Here is an 18749-nt window from a genome sequence, read left to right on the forward strand (position 1 = left end):
AGCCAGTATAAAAAGGCCCCGCAGTGCGGGGCAAGTGCTTAGGAAAAGCGGCTAACGATCAGGCGACCTGTTCGTTAATTCGGCGGTGCTCCGCGATGAGCCTCGCCACTACTGAGGGGTCGGCAAGCGTGGAGATATCGCCCAGGGAGTCGTAGTCTTCGGCGGCGATTTTGCGGAGGATACGCCGCATGATTTTACCGCTGCGGGTTTTGGGTAGATCGTCGCTCCACTGAATAATATCGGGTGATGCGATGGGGCCAATTTCTCGGCGCAGCCATTGCCTGAGTTCCTGTAGCAGTGCCTCGCTGCCCTGTTCACCTTGTTTAAGGCTGACGTAGATATAAATCCCTTCGCCTTTTATCTCGTGGGGGAAGCCGACCACGGCGGCTTCGGTAACCAGCGGATGCGCCACCAGGGCGCTTTCCAGTTCGGCGGTGCCCATGCGGTGGCCCGATACATTCAACACATCGTCAACCCTGCCGGTAATCCAATAGTCGCCATCGCTGTCGCGGCGCGCGCCGTCGCTGCTGAAGTAGTAGCCTTCGAAGGTGGAAAAATAGGTATCGATGAAACGCTGGTGGTCGCCAAAGATGGTGCGCATTTGTCCCGGCCAGCTGTCACAGATCACTAGGTTGCCCTCGGCGGCGCCGGTCAATGGTTTGCCATCGTTGTCCAGCAGTGCGGGTTGTACCCCGAAAAATGGCTTGGTAGCCGAGCCGGGCTTTAGCTCGGTGGCAGCGGGCATGGGCGCGATCATCATGCCGCCGGTTTCGGTCTGCCACCAAGTGTCGAGTATCGGGCAGCGGCCGCCGCCGAATACGTCGTGGAACCAGGCCCAGGCCTCGGGGTTGATCGGCTCGCCAGCGGTGCCTAATAGCCTGAGAGAATCGCGGCTGCTGCTGCCGATGGCCTCGTTGTTGTTGGCCATTAGCGCGCGGATAACGGTCGGCGCGGTATACAGGGTGCTGACCTGATACTTATCGATAATACGGCCCAGGCGGCCGCAGTCGGGGTAGTTGGGTACGCCCTCGTACATGATGCAGCTGGCGCCGTTGCTCAGTGGGCCGTACACGGCGTAGCTGTGGCCGGTTATCCAGCCAATGTCGGCCATGCACCAGTAGACCTCGCTGTCTCGGTAGTCGAAGACAGTGTGGTGGCTGAGCGAGGTGTAGACCATATAGCCGCCGGTGGTGTGCACCACGCCCTTGGGCTTGCCCGTAGAGCCGGAGGTGTAGAGCAGGAATAGCGGGTCTTCGGCGTTCATCGCCTGGGGTGGGCAATCAGCACTCTGTGCGTCGATCAGGCTGTGGTAGTCGACGTCGCGATTGGCGCGCCAGTGAATCGCCGCGCCGGTGTGTTTGAGCACCAATACGTTTGCTACGCAGGCTGGCGAGCAGAGTGCAATCGCCTCGTCGACATTTTGCTTAAGGGGAACGGTTTTGCCGGCGCGACGGCCCTCGTCGGCGGTGATGACCAGTTTAGAGTGACCGTCGCTAATGCGCCCGGCCAGCGCTTCGGGTGAGAAGCCGGCAAAGACCACTGAGTGCACGGCGCCGATGCGCGCGCAGGCGAGCATGGCAAATATGGCTTCGGGCACCATGGGCATGTACAGCGTGACCACATCACCTTTGTGCACGCCCAGTGCTTTTAGGCCATTGGCGAGTTTGCAGACTTGTTGATAGAGCTGCCTATAGCTGAAGCGCCGTGAGGATTCGCCTTCTTCGTCGGGCTCCCATTGCAGGGCAAGTTGATCACCGCGCAGGCTGAGGTGGCGGTCGATGCAGTTCTCTGCTGCGTTGAGTGTGCCGTCTTCGAACCAGTTAATGTGAAGATCATCTTTAGCGAAGCTGCAGTTTTTGATCTTGCTGGGTTTTTTGTGCCAGTTGATACGCTCGGCCATCTCGCCCCAGAAAATATCGGGCTGCTCGATAGATTGCCGGTACATGGCCTGGTATTGCTCGGTTGACACCAAGGCGTTGTCGCGGATCGACTCTTTAATGGGGTAGCGTTGCGCTGTCATGGCTTGGCCCTCAGTTCAAGGTGATGTGCTGTTGTTATGTTGATCAGTATTCGCCTTGGAGGCAGTTTTGGCCATTAGACCTTGGTCGAGCGCGGCACAGTATTGGTGGTATAGACTTTGGTCGATATTTGACTAATGGCTAATACTAAGCACAGACCTGCGCGCCTATAACTCTCGGTAAGCACATAACAACTACCGGGAGATCGCCCCATGTACAGAAATCGCCGCCTCAGCTGCAGGGCAAAACTCAAACCGCGCTTAGTCGCCGCGCCGCTGGCCGTCGCCGCTTTACTATCAGGCCAAGCCGCTGCGGAAAGCCTAGAACAGCGCGTACAGCGTTTGGAAGCCGCGCTGGCAGACAGTAAAACTGCGGCCAGCAGTGCCACCAGTTACCGCTTTGGCGGCTACATCAAGCTCGACGCCATGTTTAGTCAGTACAGCGGTGGCGAGCGTGCGCTGGCCAGTGTCGGCGATGACTTTTTGGTGCCCTCGGTGATTCCGGTTGGCGGCGAGCCCGGTGATGCACAGTTTGATATGCAGGCCAGGCATTCACGTATCTGGTTTAAAACCACCAGCCAAACCGCTGCCGGTAGCATCGCCACTCATATTGAAATGGACTTCGGGGTGAATCAGATTGGCGACGAGCGCATCAGTAATTCTTCGGTGTCGCGGGTGCGCCATGCCTATGTGAGTTGGCAATACGGCGAGGGACGCTCACTGTTGGCGGGTCAGAGCTGGAGTACCTTTTTCAATGTCGGCAGCTTGCCGGAAACCTTGGATTTTGTCGGACCGGTTGGCACCGTGTTTGAGCGTCAGGCGCAGTTGCGCTGGACGCTAGATCTGGCTGCGGGCAGCTCGCTGATGGTGGCTGTAGAGAACCCTTCCAGCGGGCTCTACGGCGGTGACAGCGGCGCGTTGGGCGCCAGTGATTTCGATAACAATACGCTGCCTGATATGGTGCTGCGCTACAACGGTCGCGCCGGTGACTTGAGCTACAGCCTCGCCGGGCTGCTGCGCGAAATCGCCTATAAAGAAACCTTTACCAATGCCCTGGCGCAGCCTGTTGCGGGCGATGACAGCGAGTTGGGCTATGGCCTGAGTATTTCGGGTAAGTGGCAGCTGGGACAGGACGATCTTAAGTTTCAGTTGAACGCCGGTCACCTGGGGCGCTACCTCGGCCTGCAGGGCTTCCGCGACGGCTATATTGGCGCCGGTGGTGACATCGACCTGCTGGACACTGTGGGCGGCTTTGTGGCCTATCGTCACTTTTGGGCGCCTAAGTGGCGCAGTAGTTTGGTGCTGTCGGCCAGCGCCGCAGATCAGCCCAGCAATGCAGCTGTGGGTACAGCGAGTGCCTACCGCAGTGCCCATGCCAATTTACTGTATTCACCGGTTGCGGCGTTAACGCTGGGAGCGGAGTGGATACACGCTGAAAAAAGGATTAAGGGGCGCATCAATGGCGATGACAGCGGCGAGCTGGATCGTCTGCAATTGAGTGTGAAGTATGTGTTTTAACCGCATTTTCGTGACTAAAGTCGAATGGCGTGTCGCGGCGATACCGGGCATAACAGTATTGTCGCCGTCACCCCGACGAACAGGAGAATAACCATGGCGTTTAAATCAAAAGAAATGGCCCAGGCATACTGGCGCGAAAACCTCAGACTGATGCTGTGGCTGTCGGTGGTGTGGTTTGTGGTGTCCTATGGCTGCGGGATTTTGTTTGTCGAAGAATTGAACACGATTCGCTTGGGCGGCTTTAAATTGGGCTTTTGGTTTGCCCAGCAGGGTTCGATTTACACCTTTGTGGCACTCACCTTTTTCTATGCGAAAAAGATGGGTGATCTCGATCGCAAGTATGGCGTGGATGACGACGCATAATAAGAGGCAGCCATCATGGAACTTCAAACATTAACGTACATTGTGGTGGGGTTTACCTTCGCCATTTACATTGGCATCGCCATTTGGGCGAGGGCCGGTTCGACCAAGGATTTCTATGTCGCGGGTGGCGGCGTACACCCGGTTGCCAACGGCATGGCCACCGCAGCGGACTGGATGAGCGCCGCGTCATTTATTTCCATGGCCGGACTAATCGCCTATATGGGTTACGGCGGTTCGGTGTTTTTAATGGGCTGGACCGGCGGCTTTGTGTTGCTGGCGATGTTTTTGGCGCCTTACTTGCGCAAATACGGCAAGTTTACCGTGCCGGAGTTTATTGGCGATCGCTTTTATTCACGCACCGCGCGGATTGTCGCGGTGGTCTGCCTGATTATCTGTTCGGTGACCTATGTGATCGGCCAGATGAAAGGGGTGGGCGTGGCCTTTTCGCGCTTTCTTGAGGTGAGCTACGAGACCGGCTTATTGGTGGGCATGGCGATTGTGTTTGTCTACGCGGTGGTTGGCGGGATGAAGGGCATTACCTATACCCAGATTGCCCAGTACTGTGTGTTGATCCTCGCCTATACCATTCCGGCGGTGTTTATCTCTTTTAATCTTACCGGCAACCCTTTTCCACAGCTGGGGCTGGGTAGCACTATTAGCGGCAGCGATGTGTATTTGCTGGATCGCCTCGACCAGGTGATTACCGAGTTGGGCTTTGCTGACTACAGCAACAACACCCGGCTCAGCACCTTGAATATGTTTGTCTATACCCTGTCGCTGATGATTGGTACCGCGGGTCTGCCCCATGTGATTATTCGCTTTTTTACCGTGCCAAAGGTTAAAGATGCGCGCACTTCCGCGGGCTGGGCCCTGGTGTTTATCGCCATTTTGTACACCACCGCACCGGCGGTAGCGGCGATGGCCAGATTGAACCTGCACGACACCATTGCACCGGCGAATGCCGAGCAAAACTTGGCCTATGACGAGCGCCCGCAGTGGTTTAAGAACTGGGAAAAAACCGGCCTGCTGGAGTTTGAGGATAAAAATGGCGACGGCCGTATCCAATACACCGCCGATGCCCAGACCAATGAAATGGTCAAAATCGACCGCGACATTATGGTATTGGCCAACCCGGAAATTGCCAAATTGCCTAACTGGGTGATCGCCTTGGTGGCCGCCGGTGGTTTGGCTGCGGCGCTGTCGACGGCGGCGGGCTTGCTGTTGGCGATTGCCTCGGCCATTTCCCACGATTTGCTCAAAGGGGTGTTGATGCCGGATATCACCGAGAAGGCGGAGCTGAGGGCCAGCCGGATAGCCATGGCCGGAGCCATCGGCTTTGCCGGTTACCTGGGCTTTAACCCGCCGGATTTCGCCGCCGGCACGGTGGCCCTGGCCTTTGGCCTGGCGGCGTCGTCGATCTTCCCCGTGCTGATGATGGGCATCTTCAATCGCCGCATCAATAAAGAGGGCGCTATCGCCGGCATGATCGCCGGGATCAGTGTCACGCTGTTCTATGTGTTCCAGCACAAGGGCATTATGTTTGTGGCCAGCACCGCCTTCCTGGGCGACATGCCGGAAAATTGGTTCCTGGGGATTGAGCCCAATGCCTTTGGCGCGGTAGGTGCGCTGGTGAACTTCGCCGTGGCCTTTGCGGTGTCGGCGGCGACTAAGGCGCCACCCGTCGAGGTCCAGGAATTGGTCGAACATATTCGCGTGCCGGTCGGCGTGAGCGCGGCCCAGGATCACTGATCCCGGGGCAAGCGGCAGGCGCCACGTTGGGGCCTGCCGCTTTGTTCGAGGGTATTGGCAAAACCGACAGCTACAAGCAATAGTGATAGCTGCTCCCACGATAATGACGACAGGACGCTAGCGATGAATGCGACGGCAATCCTTACCAATAAACACGTGGTTGCGGCGATGATTATCACGCCCATTCTGGCCATCCTCGGCTACTTTGCCGTTGACCGCATGGTCAGCGAAGTGCCGCAGCGGGCGGAACCGGGCGCGCGCTACCCGCTGGCAGCCAGTTCCAAGTGCCGTTACGCCAGCGGCTCCTGCCAGCTGAGAAATGGTAATTTCATACTGACGCTAAGGGCGGAATCGCACAGTACGAAAGGTATTCAGTTGCATCTGGATTCGGTGTTTCCACTGCAGGCTGCAAAGCTGTCGATCGCGCCTGATGACGATACCGACTATCCGCCGTTGGCAATGGAGGCGGCCTCCGAGGACGGTCGGCGTTGGCGGATTGCCACGTCCGTGCCGGTTGCGGCGGCGCCGCGGCTTCGCCTGGTGGCGGTCGCTGACGACAGTGTGTATTACGGTCAGACGGGGCTGGATTTTAGTGTCTATGAAACCAGCTATCAGCGCGATTTTCGCGGTGATCAACAGTAGCTTGCATGGGGCGTGAGGGCGGTGCAATGAGCGATGTGGCGGTGTTGGCCGAGGTCGGCGAGTTTCTTGCGCAATGCCTGCCCTTTGACGATCTTGAACGCGATGTTATCGCCGACTTGGCGGGTCAGTTACGCGTGAGCTATCGGCGCCGAGGTCATCATTTTCCGCCCGACGATGGCCTGTCGATTATTCGCAGTGGTGTGGTGGATGAGTTCTGCGATGGCGAGTTGGTGCAGCGACTGGAGTATGGCGAAAGTTTTTCTTGCGCGGCCGCCGACCCTAGTGAATTTGTCGCCTTTGAGGACTGTTTGATCTACCGCTTGCCCGGACAGGCGCTGGATACGCTGCGGCGAGAACATCGGCATATCGACCGCTACTTCCATGCCGGGGGAGAACGCCGGCTGCGCCGCGCCGCGCGCTATAGCGGCCAGGTATCTTTCCTGATGCAAACGGTTAGTGCCGCAATGACGTGTGACCCCTTGCAGCTCGGTGCTGACAGCAGTATCCGGGCGGTGGCTCAGGCCATGTCGCAACGCCGGGTGTCGTCGGCACTGATTGTTAATGATGGAAAATTGCTCGGTATCGTCACAGACCGCGACCTGCGCTGCCGGGTACTGGCGGCGGGCATCGATAGCGCGACCCGTATTGCCGAGATCATGAGTCCAGCGCCGCGCTGTGTGCAAAGCGATGCCACGCTGTTCGATGCGGTGCTGGTGATGACCAATCATCGCGTACATCACCTGCCGGTGTTGGATGAGCAGCAGAAACTGCTGGGGGTGTTGTCTACCTCCGATGTCAGTGTTGCTCGCGAGGACGACCCGGTATTTTTTGTTCAGCGATTGTCGCGACTCGCGACTCCCGAAGCGCTGCGCGAGCATGTGGCGCGCCTGCCTAAACTCTTCCAGCAGTGGGTGTCCGCGGATACCCCCGTGCAGCAGCTTACCCAATTGACTACCGCGGTGAGCGACGCACTGACCCGGCGCTTGATTGTTTTGGCGCAGCAGCAATTGGGCCCGGCGCCCTGTGAATATTGCTGGTTGAGTTTCGGCTCTCAAGCGCGTGGCGAGCAGTTGCTGGGTGGGGATCAGGATAATGGCTTATTGATTGCCGATGGGGCCAGCGACGCGGATATGGGCTGGTTTGCCGAGTTTGCCGACTATGTCTGTAGGGGTTTGAACGATTGTGGCTATGATTTTTGCCCTGGTGATGTCATGGCCAAGTCGGAAAAATGGCGGCAGCGCGCCGCCGATTGGCGCCTGACCGTCGACGACTGGATGCGCAGCCCCAGTCCGAGCGCGGTGATGCGCATTAGTATCTTCTTTGATATGCGGGCGATTGCCGGCAGCCATGAGCTGGCGGCGACTCTGCAGCAACATATGCTGGCGCACAGCCAGCGCAATACGATTTTTCTGGCGGCCTTGGCTGAGAATGTGCTGGAAAGTTCGCCGCCCCTGGGGGTGTTCGGGCGTTTTCTACTGGAGCGCAGCGGCGCGCATCAACATGAGTTCGACCTGAAAAAACGCGGGGTGTTGCCACTGGTCGAGTTGGCTCGCTTGCACGCTTTGGCCAATGGTCTCACGGCGGTGAATACCCATAAGCGACTGCAGGCGCTGGCGCGATCAGGACAGATGAGTTTGGCTGACAGTCGCAACCTTGAGGATGCGCTGACGCTGATTAATCGTATCCGCGTGCAGCACCAAGCTCAGCAGATTGCCGATGCTGAGCCGCCCGACAATTACTGTGACCCTCGGCGTTTGACACGCTTGCAGCGCAGCCACCTAAAGCAGGCTTTCAAAGTGGTACATCAGGCCGAGGAGTACATAAAACTGCGCTATCGGGCCGGGGTATAGAGCCTTGAACTCAGCGGTCGCGCTAACCGTTCGGCGGCTATGCGCCTATCGCCGGGCGGCGCCGCCGCTGCGCGATTGCTGGCGGCAGCTGCCGTCAGTTTGGCAAGCCACGGGCCGGCATGGCCGCTATCTCGCGGTAGATATCGAGACCACGGCCCTGAGCCCCGCTGATGGCGAGATCGTCAGTGTCGGGTGGGTGGCCATTGACGGTGGCGACATCGAACTGGCGAGTGCCGCCCACTATCTGCTCGGCGCCGAGGGGCCGGTGGGTGACAGCGCTGTTTTTCACCAGTTGCGCGACTGCGACCGCGAGGCTGGGGACTCTGCAGAAAGGGTATTAGCGCGTCTGTTGGCGGCCGCGGCCGGCCGGGTACTGATTTTTCACTGTGCGGAGTTGGATCTGGCCTTTCTCAATGCACTGTGCCGGCGGCACTTGGGGGCGCCCCTGTTGCTGCCCTTTATCGATACGCTGCAGCTAGAATACCGGCGGCGTCAGCGCCGTCAGCAGCCGATACTGCGTGGCGCGCTGGGCCTGGCTGCTTGTCGTGAGCATTATCGCTTGCCGAACTACCCCGCCCACAATGCCCTGAGTGATGCCCTGGCGACTGCCGAGCTGTTTTTGGCCATTAGCGCTCACTGAGTCGCCTTACCTTTTCGGCTGTTGGCCGTTAAACTGCGCGCCTGTTCTGTTGGGAGCTGTCCATGGCATTAGATTTACAAGAACTGCGCCGCTTTGTCGAAGTGGTGCTTAGCGACAACCGCGGTGACCACTTTACGACCCTGGGGCTGCGTGTGGACGACATCGCCCATCACCGGCTGAGTATGGCTATGCCCTATAGCGAATCGCTGATCGGTGACCCCGACAGTGGTGTGATACACGGCGGTGCGATTACCGCTTTGCTGGATACCTGCTGCGGATTCGCGGCGGCCACCGCACTGGATGACTTGGGTATGACGCCAACCATTGATCTGCGTATCGACTATATGCGCGCGGCCACGCCGGGCAAAACAGTGTACGCCGATGCCGAGGTCTATCGGGTGAGTGAAAGTGTCATTTTTACCCGTGCTCTGGCCCATCACGGCGAACGCGACCACCCTGTGGCGTCGGCGGTCGGTAATTTTTTCAGAATGGAGTCGGCGCTGTTCGAAGACCTGCGCCGTGAATTTCGTGCCAGCGAAGCCGCCAAGGGCGCGACAGGGGCCGCACATTGATGGACAGAGAGACTTTTCAGCAACGTATCGATCGCGTGCCCTATGCGCGCACGCTGGGTATTCAGATGCTCGACGAGGAGGGCTGCTTTTTACTGCCGGCGCGCAAAAGTAATATTGGCAACCCCACCTTGCCGGCCCTGCATGGCGGGGCCATTGCCGGTTTTATGGAGTTGTCGGCGATGATTCATGTGCTGGCAAAAAGCGGTAGCGTCAGTATTCCTAAAGTGGTCGACTTTGCCGTGGACTATGTGCGAGCCGGTAAATTTACCGAGACCTATTCGCGCTGCGAGCTGGTGTTTTTTGGTCGCAAAATGATCAATGTCAGTATTTCTGCCTGGCAGGATGACCCGCTTCAGCCCATCGCCAAGGCTCGCGCACAGTTTCTGGTTAAGGACTGACGGTGGTGCCCTGCCGCGCGATAGTGATTGGCGGTGGCCCGGCCGGTTTAATGGCCGCCGAGCAGCTGGCCAACCGGGGGATTGAGGTTGCCGTTTACGAGGCCATGCCGTCAGTGGGGCGCAAATTTTTGCGCGCCGGGATTGGCGGGCTGAATCTTACCCACAGCGAAGGCGCAGAGGCGTTTCGCAGCCGCTTTGCCGAGCAGGCGCCGCGGGTCAGCCAGTGGCTGGCGCATTTCGACGCCGAGGCGCTGCGCGCTTGGAGTGCCGAGTTGGGTGTGGAAACCTTTGTTGGCAGCTCCGGTCGGGTGTTTCCGCTGCAGAAAAAGGCGGCGCCCCTGCTGCGCGCCTGGTTGCGCCGCCTGCGCAGTTGCGGTGTGGAAATTCACACTCGCCAGCGCTGGCTGGGCTGGGCCGATGACGGCCAGCACCGCTTTGCCGGGCCGCAGGGCGAACACTGTGTGCCGGCTGAGGTCTGTGTGTTTGCGCTGGGCGGTGCCAGTTGGTCGGCGTTGGGCAGTGACGGCCAATGGGCGACGGCGTTTGCCGATCGCGGCGTGATCTGCCAGCCCTTTGCCCCCAGTAATTGCGGTTTCAATAGCGATTGGACGGCCGAGTTTGCCGAGCAGTGGGCCGGCGCGGCGCTGAAAAATATCGCCATTAGCCTGCCTGGCCAGCCTTGGTACCGCAAGGGCGATGCCCTTATCAGCCAGTACGGCATTGAAGGCAGTCTGGTGTACGCGGCCTCGGCCCTGCTGCGCGAGGAGATCGGCCGACAGGGGCAAGTGACGCTGTACTGGGATTTACTGCCAGACAAAAGCGAGACGGCCTTGGCCGAGGCCTTGGCGCGCAGTAAAAAAGGCGAGTCGCTGGCCAATCGGCTGCGCAAGCTCGGCCTAAAGGGCAGCAAGCTGGCGCTATTTAAGCAACTGACCAGCCGCGAGCAAATGCAAGCTATCAGCGCCTTGCCGGCCTTGATAAAGCGTCTGCCGCAACGCCTGCGCAGTCCGCGCCCGATAGACGAGGCGATCAGTACCGCTGGCGGTGTGGCTTTTAGCGAGCTCGATGAACAGCTGATGATGCGCGCGCTGCCGGGACACTTCTGCAGCGGTGAAATGCTGGACTGGGAAGCGCCCACCGGCGGCTATTTGCTGACCGCCTGCTTTGCCAGCGGTGTGGTGGCGGGCCGTGCCGCAGCGGATTTCCTGCGGCCTTAACGCTGCTGTCGCGCCACGCGTCGATCCCTGTCGCCTGCGGGGCCTGAGGCCTTTACAGCGTTAGCCCACCGTCGACCACAATGCACTCGCCGGTGGTATAGCTGCTGGCATCAGACGCTAGATACAGCACGGTGCCGGCCATTTCCTGGGGTTCGGCGTGGCGTTGCATGGGAATTTTTTCGATGGCGGTTTGGTAGATGTCGTCATTGCTAAACAGTGCGCCGGCAAACTTGGTTTTGGTTAAGCCGGGCAATATGGCGTTGCAGCGGATATGGTGTTTTGCACACTCTTTGGCAAAGGTTTTGGTCATATTGACCACCGCCGCCTTGGTGATTGAATAGATGCCCTGCATGGGGCCTGGCTGCAGGGCATTGATTGACGCGGTGTTGATAATAACCCCGCCACCGTTGTCTCTCATCAGCTTGCCGCCTTCTACACTCATGAAAAAATAACCGCGCACATTCACCTCGACGGTCTTGTTGTAGGCCGCCAGGTCGGTGTCGAGAACGTCGCCGAAGTAGGGGTTGGCTGCAGCGTTGTTAACAAGAATGTCGAGTTTGCCGTGCTGCTCGCGTATGGCCTTAAAGGTGTTGCCGATCTGCGCCATATCGCCGATGTGACAGGCCAGTGCCTGGGCGCTGTGGCCAGCCTCGACGATGCTGTCGGCGACCTGCTGGCAGCCGTCAAGTTTGCGACTCGATACAATGACGTGCGCACCTTGTTCGGCCAACAAGCGGGCGATGGCTTCGCCGATGCCGCGGCTGGCGCCGGTCACCAGAGCGATTTTTCCGGTTAAATCAAACAGTTTGCTAGTCATTGCAGGTCACCCTAAGTCTATTATTGCGTTGTTGTGATTTAGTTGGTGGTGGCGATAAGCCGCGTACTGGCCATCGGCGCTTGGCAGCTTGTCATCAACGGCTTTTGTCAGCAAGGGGCAGCCGCGGCTTATGGCAGCCCATTGTGGGCTGTGCTAAAAATTGCGCGCGTAGTTTGGTAAGGTAGTCGCCATCTGCTGCCCCTGTCGATGAAACACTCGACGTCATTTTAAGAGAGAAGTATGTCCTACGAACTCACGGGTAAAGTTAAACTGATTCAGGAAGCCCAAACCTTCAATAGCGGTTTTACCAAGCGCGAAATGGTGGTGACGGTTGAAGACGGCAACTATCCGCAGGATATCAGCCTGGAATTTTTGAAAGATAAAATCAGCCTGCTGGACAGCCTCAGCGTCGGCCAAACGGTGACGGTGAGTTTCGACATTCGCGGCCGCGAATACAACGGGCGTTATTTTAACAATCTGGTGGGCTGGAAAATTCAGTCTGGGGAAAGTGCCGCAGACGATGCGTCTTTTCAGTCCGCACCGCCCGCTGGCCAGTTTGATTCGTCCTACGACAATATGGACGACGATATTCCCTTCTAAACTCAGCGTTTGCCGAGCAGCAGCTGGCCGGTGCGAATCCGCTGTGGATGATTGCCCACCGGCACGCTGGCCACCTGCTCGCCGCTTTCGAAATCAATAACCACCACCCGATCCTGCTCGCTGCTGGATACATAGCAGTGCTTGCCGTCTTCGCTTTCAGTTGACCAGTAGGGTTTTGAACCCAGCGGCTCTTCCGAGAGCGTGACGGTGGTGTACTCAAAGGTCTCGCGGTCGACGATGGCCGCGTAACCGGACATGGTGGCCGCCACACATAACTTGGTGCCCGCGTGATTCAGCGCCAGTCCGTGGTGGGCGGAATTGAGCTGGTACTTGCGCAGTGGCAGCGCGGCAATCTGCGGGGGCACAGGCAGGTCTAAATGCCGGGTGATGCGGTGCTCTTTGAGGTCATACTCGAAAAAACCGTGGAAGAAGGAGATTTGCAGATACGCGAAACTCTCGTTCGGCATCACGGCCATCGGGCGCACGGCGGAGTCTACCCAGTCCAGGCCGTATTCCTCGAGTTTTTCTCGCATGTCGATGGTCTTCAGCACTTCATAGCTGTTGGCGTCGGCAATCACAAAGCGGCGCTCGCCCTTTAAACCGTCGAGCCAGTCCGAGGTCGTCGGCACAAAGACCCGGCCAATGGAGGCGTGATAAATGCGCTGACCGTCTTTGGAATAGTTGCTTTCGTGGGGCTGATCGCCGGGGTAGAAGTTGTCTACGATCTCGCCGGTGGCAGTATCAATGGCGTGGACCACGCCGCCAGTCGACGCGGAGATCAGAAAAATACTGCCGTCGGGCGACAGCGCCGCATGGTCCGAGCGCACGCCCTTCACCTTGGTGCGCCAGGCAATGTTGCCGGTTAACACGTCCAGCGCGATGGCGTCGGCGAAGCTGGGGCGCGAGACAAATAGGTAGCGGCCGTCTTTGGAGGGGAACAAATCATCCACCAGCTGATCATTGCCCTCGCCAATTACATGGCGGATAAAACGCGCGGCAATACGGCGGTAGAGGCTGTCATTGATCTCGGCAAAGCGCTCGTCGATATCCGGCACGAGGTTATAACGGGCCAGTATCTCAAAGGTTTGTGGGTCAAAGACCTCGGCTGTGCCGTCCCAGTTACTGCCCACCACCACGGCGCCGCGCAGCTCGGTGGTGCTGGGGTCTACGGGTTTGTTATTGGCAAGCTGGGGACCAACCGGCGCCAGTGGGCGGGAGATGAGAAACAGTACGATGGCAACAGTGGCCAGAACTGACAGCAGCAGAATCTTGAGCGGTCGCATGATGGAGCCTCTTAGTTATCAAAAAGGCGCTGTTCGTGCGCCCCAATGTTTTCAATGATAACAAAATAGCGGCGCAGGGATTGTCAACTGGGTGACAGTTGGCCTGCCGCCAGGCTTTGCGGACAAATCGTGCAGAACGGCAGGCTGGACCCGCAAACAGTGGTGTGAGAGATGACGCCCTGTGGTTGCGGCTAGTGATTGCGGTTGTTTAGAGCAAGCTGTTTGGTCTATGTCTATGTCTATGTCTATGTCGCTCGTTGAGTCTTGGGGGCGCCGACGGAGCCCTTGCGCTACCTTGGCCGACTTATGCCGTAGGCGCTATCTTGCTGGCGCTTACTACTTGATCACGCCCCTGGTTTTTGGCGGCGTAGACCGCCATATCCGCGAGTTTGAATATGGCGCTAAAATCTCTGGCGTGGTTTTCGTCGAGTGCCGCAACGCCGATACTGGCGGTGATTTTTAGTCCGGCGGGTCGCTGTTGGCGCAGGCGCTCTAAGACGCGCTGGGCGTGCTGCACGGCTTCATCTTCGTCGCATTTATGTAGCAAGATGACAAATTCCTCGCCGCCAAAGCGCGCGGCTACGTCGCCCCCCCGGCAGCTGTTTTTAAGCTCGTCGGCCACGGCAATTAATACCTGGTCTCCGGTATCGTGGCCATGGGTGTCATTCACGTGTTTGAAAAAATCGAGGTCGATAACCAGTAGACTGAGAGACTCGTGATGACGAAGGGCGTTGGCGATCATCTGGCCGGAAATTTCTTTCAAGTAGCGCCGGTTGTAAAGCCCGGTGAGCTGATCGGTAATACTGCTTAGGTAGAGTTCATTACTTTTTTCCAGCACTTGGTCGATCAACTGCTTGTTGGCAATTAGGTTGCCGACGCGTGCGAGGAACTCTTCTTCTATTACGGGCTTTGGCGCGTAGTCGTTAGCACCGAGTAAGAGCATCTCGATCTTTCGGGCATCGTCTTCCAGGGCGGATAAGCCCAGTATCGGGATGCGGCAGCGCTCGTCGTCCATCGCGCGTATTGCTCTGACTAAGCCCAGGCCGGTAACTTGCCCAGATAAAATGATGTCGCTAATGACTAGGTCATAGTGACCTTGTCTAAAAGCCACGAGAGCCTCTTCTGCGCTCTCAAATGTGTCAACCTCTAGGTTTAGCTTCTTTAACATGTAGCTTAAAAGCTCGCGGGTCGTTGCGCTGTCTTCAATTAGCATCACCCGCCCTTGGTAGGACTGATGAATACGTTTGGCGTAGGCGCTTAGCGAGTCATGCAATTGGCGGAGTTCAGACTTTCTGAAGACTTCGGTGATCCCGGAGTTTAGGGCGCGCTGTATCAGGGTGTCACTGTTGTCACCAGTGAGTAAGATTACGGGCAGTAGACGATTGGCTGCAGGTGCCCTAAAGCGACGGCAAAACTCCAGACCATTTATATCGGGTAGGTTGAGGTCCAGGCAAATGAGGTCAAAGCGCCGCTGTTTAATTTGTTCAAAGCCATCTGCTGCTGTGCCGACCACCACGACGTCGATACCGACGTGTTGTAGCGCGTCGGCCACGATCTGTTGAAACGTTGGTGAGTCTTCAATAATGAGCGCTATCATGGTCAGCCTCGTTTTTTTATTGATGGCGAAAGCTGTAAAATGTCACCCTCGCTGAGCGGGAACCAATTCCATTAACCTCTGAGCGATTTTTTCTAATTCGAGGATTTCGTCAATAGCATCCATGCGGATCGCCGATTCGGGCATGCTCGCAATCACGCATGAACTCGGTTCCTGGGCAATAGTGATGCAGCCGGAGCTTTTCATCTCACTTAGGCCTGGCGCGCCGTCGGCGCCCATGCCTGTCATCACGATGCCGATGGCATTGGCCTGACAGACTTTTGCTACTGAGAGGAAAAGTGGCGTGGCTGACGGTATGTGGGAGTGGTAAGGCGTTCCGGTGTTCACTTTTGCGAGTAGCCCTCCCCCCAGCCGGGTGACGCTTAGATGGTGTTGGTCGGGTGCAAAATAGACGTGGCCTGGAAGTAGGGGTTCGTATTGCGTTGCCAATTTACAGTGTAGTGGCGTCATGGCGTTCAGCCAGTCAATCATACCGGTCAAAAACCCTTCGGCTATGTGCTGGACTACGACAATGGGCAATTGGAAGTTAGAGGGCAGGGATTTTAATAGTTTTGCCAGGGCTTGCGGCCCACCCGTTGACGCGGCAATGGCAACGAGCTCTAGTTTCGATATGTCTCTGTGTTGTCTGTGGAGCGCGGCGCTATGACTTTGCGCAGCCATGTTGGTGTCGGAGTCTTTGCGGCGCAAAACACGCACATCTGCCATTGCGCGAACGGTGTCGACAAGGTCTTTGCAGATCAGCTCAAATTTTTCAACAGTGGGGGCTGAGGGTTTTTCTAATACAGACACCGCGCCCTCTCCGATGGCGCGAAAGGTTATTTGCATCTCGGTATCGTTAACGGCCGAGCTGATAACCACAATAGGTGCCGGTGCTTCGCGCATGATAATTCGGGTGGCTTCCAAGCCATCCATAATGGGCATTCGAATGTCCATGGTAATGACATCAGGTTTTAGCTTTTTAGCCAGGTCGATAGCTTCCCGCCCGTTTGCCGCTTGCCCAATCACCGTGAAATCAGTTTCGTTTTCAAAGATGGTCTTGAGCAGTAATGCCACAGAGGGAGAATCTTCAACGATCAATATTCGAATCACTGAGTTCTCATTCCCTGTTGTCAGTCGATAATGAGCCGTTGCACGACATCGACAAGCGCCCGGGTTTCGAATTGGCTTTTAACAATATAGGCATTGGCACCGACTTCTACGCCGCGTTTTTTGTCTTCTTCTTTTGATAGAGAGGTTACGATAATAACCGGCACATCACTATAGTGTTGATGTTGTTTTATGCGTTCGGTTAACTCAAAGCCGTTCATTGTGGGCATCTCAATGTCGGTGACGACCAGGTCGAATTTTTCCTTCTGGAAAAGCTCCCAGCCTTGTTTGCCATCTGTGGCCACGGTAACCCTAAAGCCATGGGTTTCCAATATGGTTTTTTCAAGCATTCGGGTGGTGATTGAATCATCGACCACTAATATATGCGCTGGCGTGGCCGCTTCGACCGGATCGCTGTCAATTTTCATGTAATCTAGCGACGAGCGCTGCTGCGAGGACTCCACCAGATCGGCTACATTGAGCACCATCATTATCTCGCCGCTGCCGGTGAGTGTGGCTCCGCTGATGTTCGGCACAGTGCTTAGTGGCGGCAGTAGGCGCTTGATGACGATTTCGCGTTCGCCGACGACTTCATCGACGACTACGGCAATAGTCGCAGCGCCTTTAGAAACAATGACGACCGGTATGGTGGAGCGGCGATCAGTGTTTTCCAGTGGCAGTGATAGGATGTCGGCGAGGGATCTGAGGGGAATAGGGGTGTCATCAAGCAGTATTGCCTGGCTTGCCGCGATATCAATGACGTCATCGGGGGAGAGCTCCATGATGCGTTCGACGGCGGTGCTGGGTATCACGAGGCACTCGCCGCCCGCAGAGACCTGCAGTCCCCTTTCTGTGGTGAGGCTGAGGGGGACCAAGAGGCGGAAGGTGGTGCCCGCACCAGGCTGAGAGTCCACTTCAACGCTGCCGTTTAGCTTTCTTAAATTCGCTTTCACCACATCTAAACCAACGCCGCGGCCCGATACGTCGGTAATGATTTCTGCACTGGAGAATCCCGGTAGGAAAATTAACTCCATTTTTCCCAACTCATCCATGTGCTCTAGTTTATCTTGGCTGATAAGTTGTTTTTTCAAGGCGATATCGGCGACCCGCTGTGTGTCGATACCCCGGCCATTGTCCGCAATTGATATGCGGATTTGGCCGCCGGCACTTTCGACTGATAGCGTGATTGCGGCGTTCTCGGCTTTTCCCGCCGCTGCGCGATCTGCTGAGCTTTCTAGGCCGTGGTCGATGGCATTGCGCACCAAGTGTATGAGAGGGTCTCTAATCCCCTCGAGAACAGCGCGATCGATCTCTATTTGATCGCCCTGTATCGTCAATTCAACCTCTTTGCCGAGCTCCCGAGCGAGATCGCGGACGATGCGGTGCATCGGTTGAAGGATGGTCGCCGCGGGCAGCAGTCGCGTCATGCGGATTTCGTCTTGAAGCGCTGCAGATATAAATCCCATGCGGTTTTTTGTGGCGCGCATAGCTTTACTGAGCTGGCTGGCCTGCGCCCTGAGGCCGTCAAAGCGCGCGGTGGTCTTAGTGAAATACAGGTCGTTAGTATTTTGTCGGTCGCTTATCTGCGCCGTGACAGGCTCCGCAGCATGTGAGGAGATTGAGTCCAATTTGTGTATCTGTTGAGAAACCTCAAGTAATTTCTCGAAATGGTCGTCGATAGAAATTTTTGCAACTTGTAACTCTTCTGCAAGAGAGGACAGGCGCTGTAGTTTTTCCAGAGATACGCGAATGGAGTCACCGCCGCCCACGGGTTTGTTTGATTGCTGGCTGGGGGCGGGGGGGGATTCGCTCTCTGTGTTCGCCTCAGCGGTAACTCGGTCGCTTCCTGTCCCGCCGTCGTCGCGCTGTGGCGTCTCGGGCTGGCTTGCGCCTCGGTCGCCGCTAGGCGGGGCTGTTGCCGTCTGCTGTTCTGGTGATGCGGCGATGATCGCCCGGTCGAGTCGCGCAAAAATGGGATTGTCAGCCTCTGTGCTGTCGAGCTCAGCACTATCATCTAGGTCGGTGGCGGTAATCGCGCGAATGCTGTCAAGGGCTTCGAGGCACAAGTCGATAACGCTTGCGTCGATAGTGGATTTTTCGTGGCGTAAATTGCTGAACAAGGACTCAAGTCGGTGTGATATGGCCTCGATGTTGTTTGCGCCGACACCCCGTGCGGCCCCCTTAATATTGTGGGCGCAGCGGAATATGCTATTGAATATTTCCAGAAGCTCGTCTCGTCCGGGTTTTTTTTCCAGTGCGAGTAAGCCGTCGGTAATCTGTTGCAGTTGCTCGTCCAGTTCGACCTGAAAAGTCTTGCGCAATACGCGCATAAAATCTGCGTCAATGGCCATAGGTCACCCCGTCGATTTGCCACGGCATGTA

The 18749-nt window shown here is 57.1% G+C and carries 16 protein-coding genes; 10 read left to right on the forward strand and 6 right to left on the reverse strand.

Features of this window, described 5'->3' with window-relative positions:
- Window positions 1-58: 58 nt before the first annotated feature.
- Window positions 59-2020: an acetate--CoA ligase gene (gene acs / locus ABYM29_RS04095; RefSeq protein ID WP_372862450.1), complete on the reverse strand. Its 1962-nt coding sequence runs from the start codon at window positions 2018-2020 to the stop codon at window positions 59-61.
- Between the two features lie 210 nt (window positions 2021-2230).
- On the opposite strand from acs, the gene ABYM29_RS04100 reads away from it, so the two are divergent.
- The 9 genes from ABYM29_RS04100 to ABYM29_RS04140 all read left to right on the forward strand — a co-directional run bounded on the left by ABYM29_RS04100 (window position 2231) and on the right by ABYM29_RS04140 (window position 10966).
- Window positions 2231-3535: a DcaP family trimeric outer membrane transporter gene (locus tag ABYM29_RS04100; protein ID WP_372862454.1), complete on the forward strand. Its 1305-nt coding sequence runs from the start codon at window positions 2231-2233 to the stop codon at window positions 3533-3535.
- A 93-nt stretch (window positions 3536-3628) separates the two neighbouring features.
- Entirely contained in the window at window positions 3629-3898 is a 270-nt protein-coding gene (locus tag ABYM29_RS04105) for a DUF4212 domain-containing protein (protein WP_372862456.1), read from the forward strand.
- A gap of 15 nt (window positions 3899-3913) precedes the next feature.
- A complete protein-coding gene (locus ABYM29_RS04110; protein ID WP_372862458.1) occupies window positions 3914-5647 on the forward strand; it encodes a sodium:solute symporter family protein in 1734 nt (577 codons plus the stop codon).
- A gap of 123 nt (window positions 5648-5770) precedes the next feature.
- Window positions 5771-6289, forward strand: a complete 519-nt coding sequence (locus ABYM29_RS04115; protein ID WP_372862461.1) for a hypothetical protein — start codon at window positions 5771-5773, stop codon at window positions 6287-6289.
- A gap of 26 nt (window positions 6290-6315) precedes the next feature.
- Entirely contained in the window at window positions 6316-8139 is a 1824-nt protein-coding gene (locus ABYM29_RS04120) for a putative nucleotidyltransferase substrate binding domain-containing protein (protein WP_372862463.1), read from the forward strand.
- 4 nt (window positions 8140-8143) lie between these two features.
- Window positions 8144-8779, forward strand: a complete 636-nt coding sequence (locus ABYM29_RS04125; protein ID WP_372862466.1) for a 3'-5' exonuclease — start codon at window positions 8144-8146, stop codon at window positions 8777-8779.
- 62 nt (window positions 8780-8841) lie between these two features.
- Window positions 8842-9351, forward strand: coding sequence for a PaaI family thioesterase (locus ABYM29_RS04130; RefSeq protein ID WP_372862469.1), 510 nt, complete (start codon window positions 8842-8844; stop codon window positions 9349-9351).
- Entirely contained in the window at window positions 9351-9749 is a 399-nt protein-coding gene (locus ABYM29_RS04135) for a PaaI family thioesterase (protein WP_372862472.1), read from the forward strand. The genes ABYM29_RS04130 and ABYM29_RS04135 overlap by 1 nt, the downstream gene beginning before the upstream one ends.
- Before the next feature lie 5 nt (window positions 9750-9754).
- Window positions 9755-10966: an NAD(P)/FAD-dependent oxidoreductase gene (locus tag ABYM29_RS04140; protein WP_372862474.1), complete on the forward strand. Its 1212-nt coding sequence runs from the start codon at window positions 9755-9757 to the stop codon at window positions 10964-10966.
- A gap of 52 nt (window positions 10967-11018) precedes the next feature.
- On the opposite strand, the gene ABYM29_RS04145 is transcribed toward ABYM29_RS04140, so the two are convergent.
- The gene (locus tag ABYM29_RS04145) at window positions 11019-11783 is read right to left on the reverse strand and encodes an SDR family oxidoreductase (RefSeq protein WP_372862477.1); all 765 of its coding nucleotides are present in this window, start codon (window positions 11781-11783) and stop codon (window positions 11019-11021) included.
- A gap of 240 nt (window positions 11784-12023) precedes the next feature.
- Here ABYM29_RS04145 and ABYM29_RS04150 point away from each other — a divergent pair, with 240 nt between their 5' ends.
- Window positions 12024-12383 (forward strand): DUF3127 domain-containing protein, encoded by a 360-nt coding sequence (locus ABYM29_RS04150; RefSeq protein ID WP_372862480.1) that lies wholly within the window; start codon window positions 12024-12026, stop codon window positions 12381-12383.
- Between the two features lie 2 nt (window positions 12384-12385).
- Here the strand turns inward: ABYM29_RS04150 and ABYM29_RS04155 are convergent, their stop codons facing one another.
- The 4 genes from ABYM29_RS04155 to ABYM29_RS04170 form a co-directional block, all read right to left on the reverse strand.
- Window positions 12386-13666, reverse strand: coding sequence for a YncE family protein (locus ABYM29_RS04155; protein WP_372862482.1), 1281 nt, complete (start codon window positions 13664-13666; stop codon window positions 12386-12388).
- A 304-nt stretch (window positions 13667-13970) separates the two neighbouring features.
- Window positions 13971-15263, reverse strand: coding sequence for a diguanylate cyclase (locus ABYM29_RS04160; RefSeq protein ID WP_372862485.1), 1293 nt, complete (start codon window positions 15261-15263; stop codon window positions 13971-13973).
- 42 nt (window positions 15264-15305) lie between these two features.
- Window positions 15306-16370, reverse strand: coding sequence for a chemotaxis-specific protein-glutamate methyltransferase CheB (gene cheB / locus ABYM29_RS04165; RefSeq protein WP_372862487.1), 1065 nt, complete (start codon window positions 16368-16370; stop codon window positions 15306-15308).
- A 20-nt stretch (window positions 16371-16390) separates the two neighbouring features.
- Window positions 16391-18718: a response regulator gene (locus tag ABYM29_RS04170; protein WP_372862490.1), complete on the reverse strand. Its 2328-nt coding sequence runs from the start codon at window positions 18716-18718 to the stop codon at window positions 16391-16393.
- Window positions 18719-18749: the final 31 nt, after the last annotated feature.

Source organism: Spongiibacter sp. (genome assembly GCF_041602295.1).
GTDB lineage: Bacteria > Pseudomonadota > Gammaproteobacteria > Pseudomonadales > Spongiibacteraceae > Spongiibacter.

What these genes read in the sequence shown, in the direction of transcription:
- ABYM29_RS04130 (WP_372862469.1), top strand. Translation starts at nt 8,842, where the DNA reads ATGGCATTAGATTTACAAGAACTGCGCCGCTTTGTCGAAGTGGTGCTT.
- ABYM29_RS04115 (WP_372862461.1), top strand. Translation starts at nt 5,771, where the DNA reads ATGAATGCGACGGCAATCCTTACCAATAAACACGTGGTTGCGGCGATG.
- ABYM29_RS04120 (WP_372862463.1), top strand. Translation starts at nt 6,316, where the DNA reads ATGAGCGATGTGGCGGTGTTGGCCGAGGTCGGCGAGTTTCTTGCGCAA.
- ABYM29_RS04160 (WP_372862485.1), bottom strand. Translation starts at nt 15,263, where the DNA reads ATGATAGCGCTCATTATTGAAGACTCACCAACGTTTCAACAGATCGTG.
- ABYM29_RS04155 (WP_372862482.1), bottom strand. Translation starts at nt 13,666, where the DNA reads ATGCGACCGCTCAAGATTCTGCTGCTGTCAGTTCTGGCCACTGTTGCC.
- acs (WP_372862450.1), bottom strand. Translation starts at nt 2,020, where the DNA reads ATGACAGCGCAACGCTACCCCATTAAAGAGTCGATCCGCGACAACGCC.
- ABYM29_RS04100 (WP_372862454.1), top strand. Translation starts at nt 2,231, where the DNA reads ATGTACAGAAATCGCCGCCTCAGCTGCAGGGCAAAACTCAAACCGCGC.
- ABYM29_RS04150 (WP_372862480.1), top strand. Translation starts at nt 12,024, where the DNA reads ATGTCCTACGAACTCACGGGTAAAGTTAAACTGATTCAGGAAGCCCAA.
- ABYM29_RS04110 (WP_372862458.1), top strand. Translation starts at nt 3,914, where the DNA reads ATGGAACTTCAAACATTAACGTACATTGTGGTGGGGTTTACCTTCGCC.
- ABYM29_RS04105 (WP_372862456.1), top strand. Translation starts at nt 3,629, where the DNA reads ATGGCGTTTAAATCAAAAGAAATGGCCCAGGCATACTGGCGCGAAAAC.
- ABYM29_RS04135 (WP_372862472.1), top strand. Translation starts at nt 9,351, where the DNA reads ATGGACAGAGAGACTTTTCAGCAACGTATCGATCGCGTGCCCTATGCG.
- ABYM29_RS04170 (WP_372862490.1), bottom strand. Translation starts at nt 18,718, where the DNA reads ATGGCCATTGACGCAGATTTTATGCGCGTATTGCGCAAGACTTTTCAG.
- ABYM29_RS04145 (WP_372862477.1), bottom strand. Translation starts at nt 11,783, where the DNA reads ATGACTAGCAAACTGTTTGATTTAACCGGAAAAATCGCTCTGGTGACC.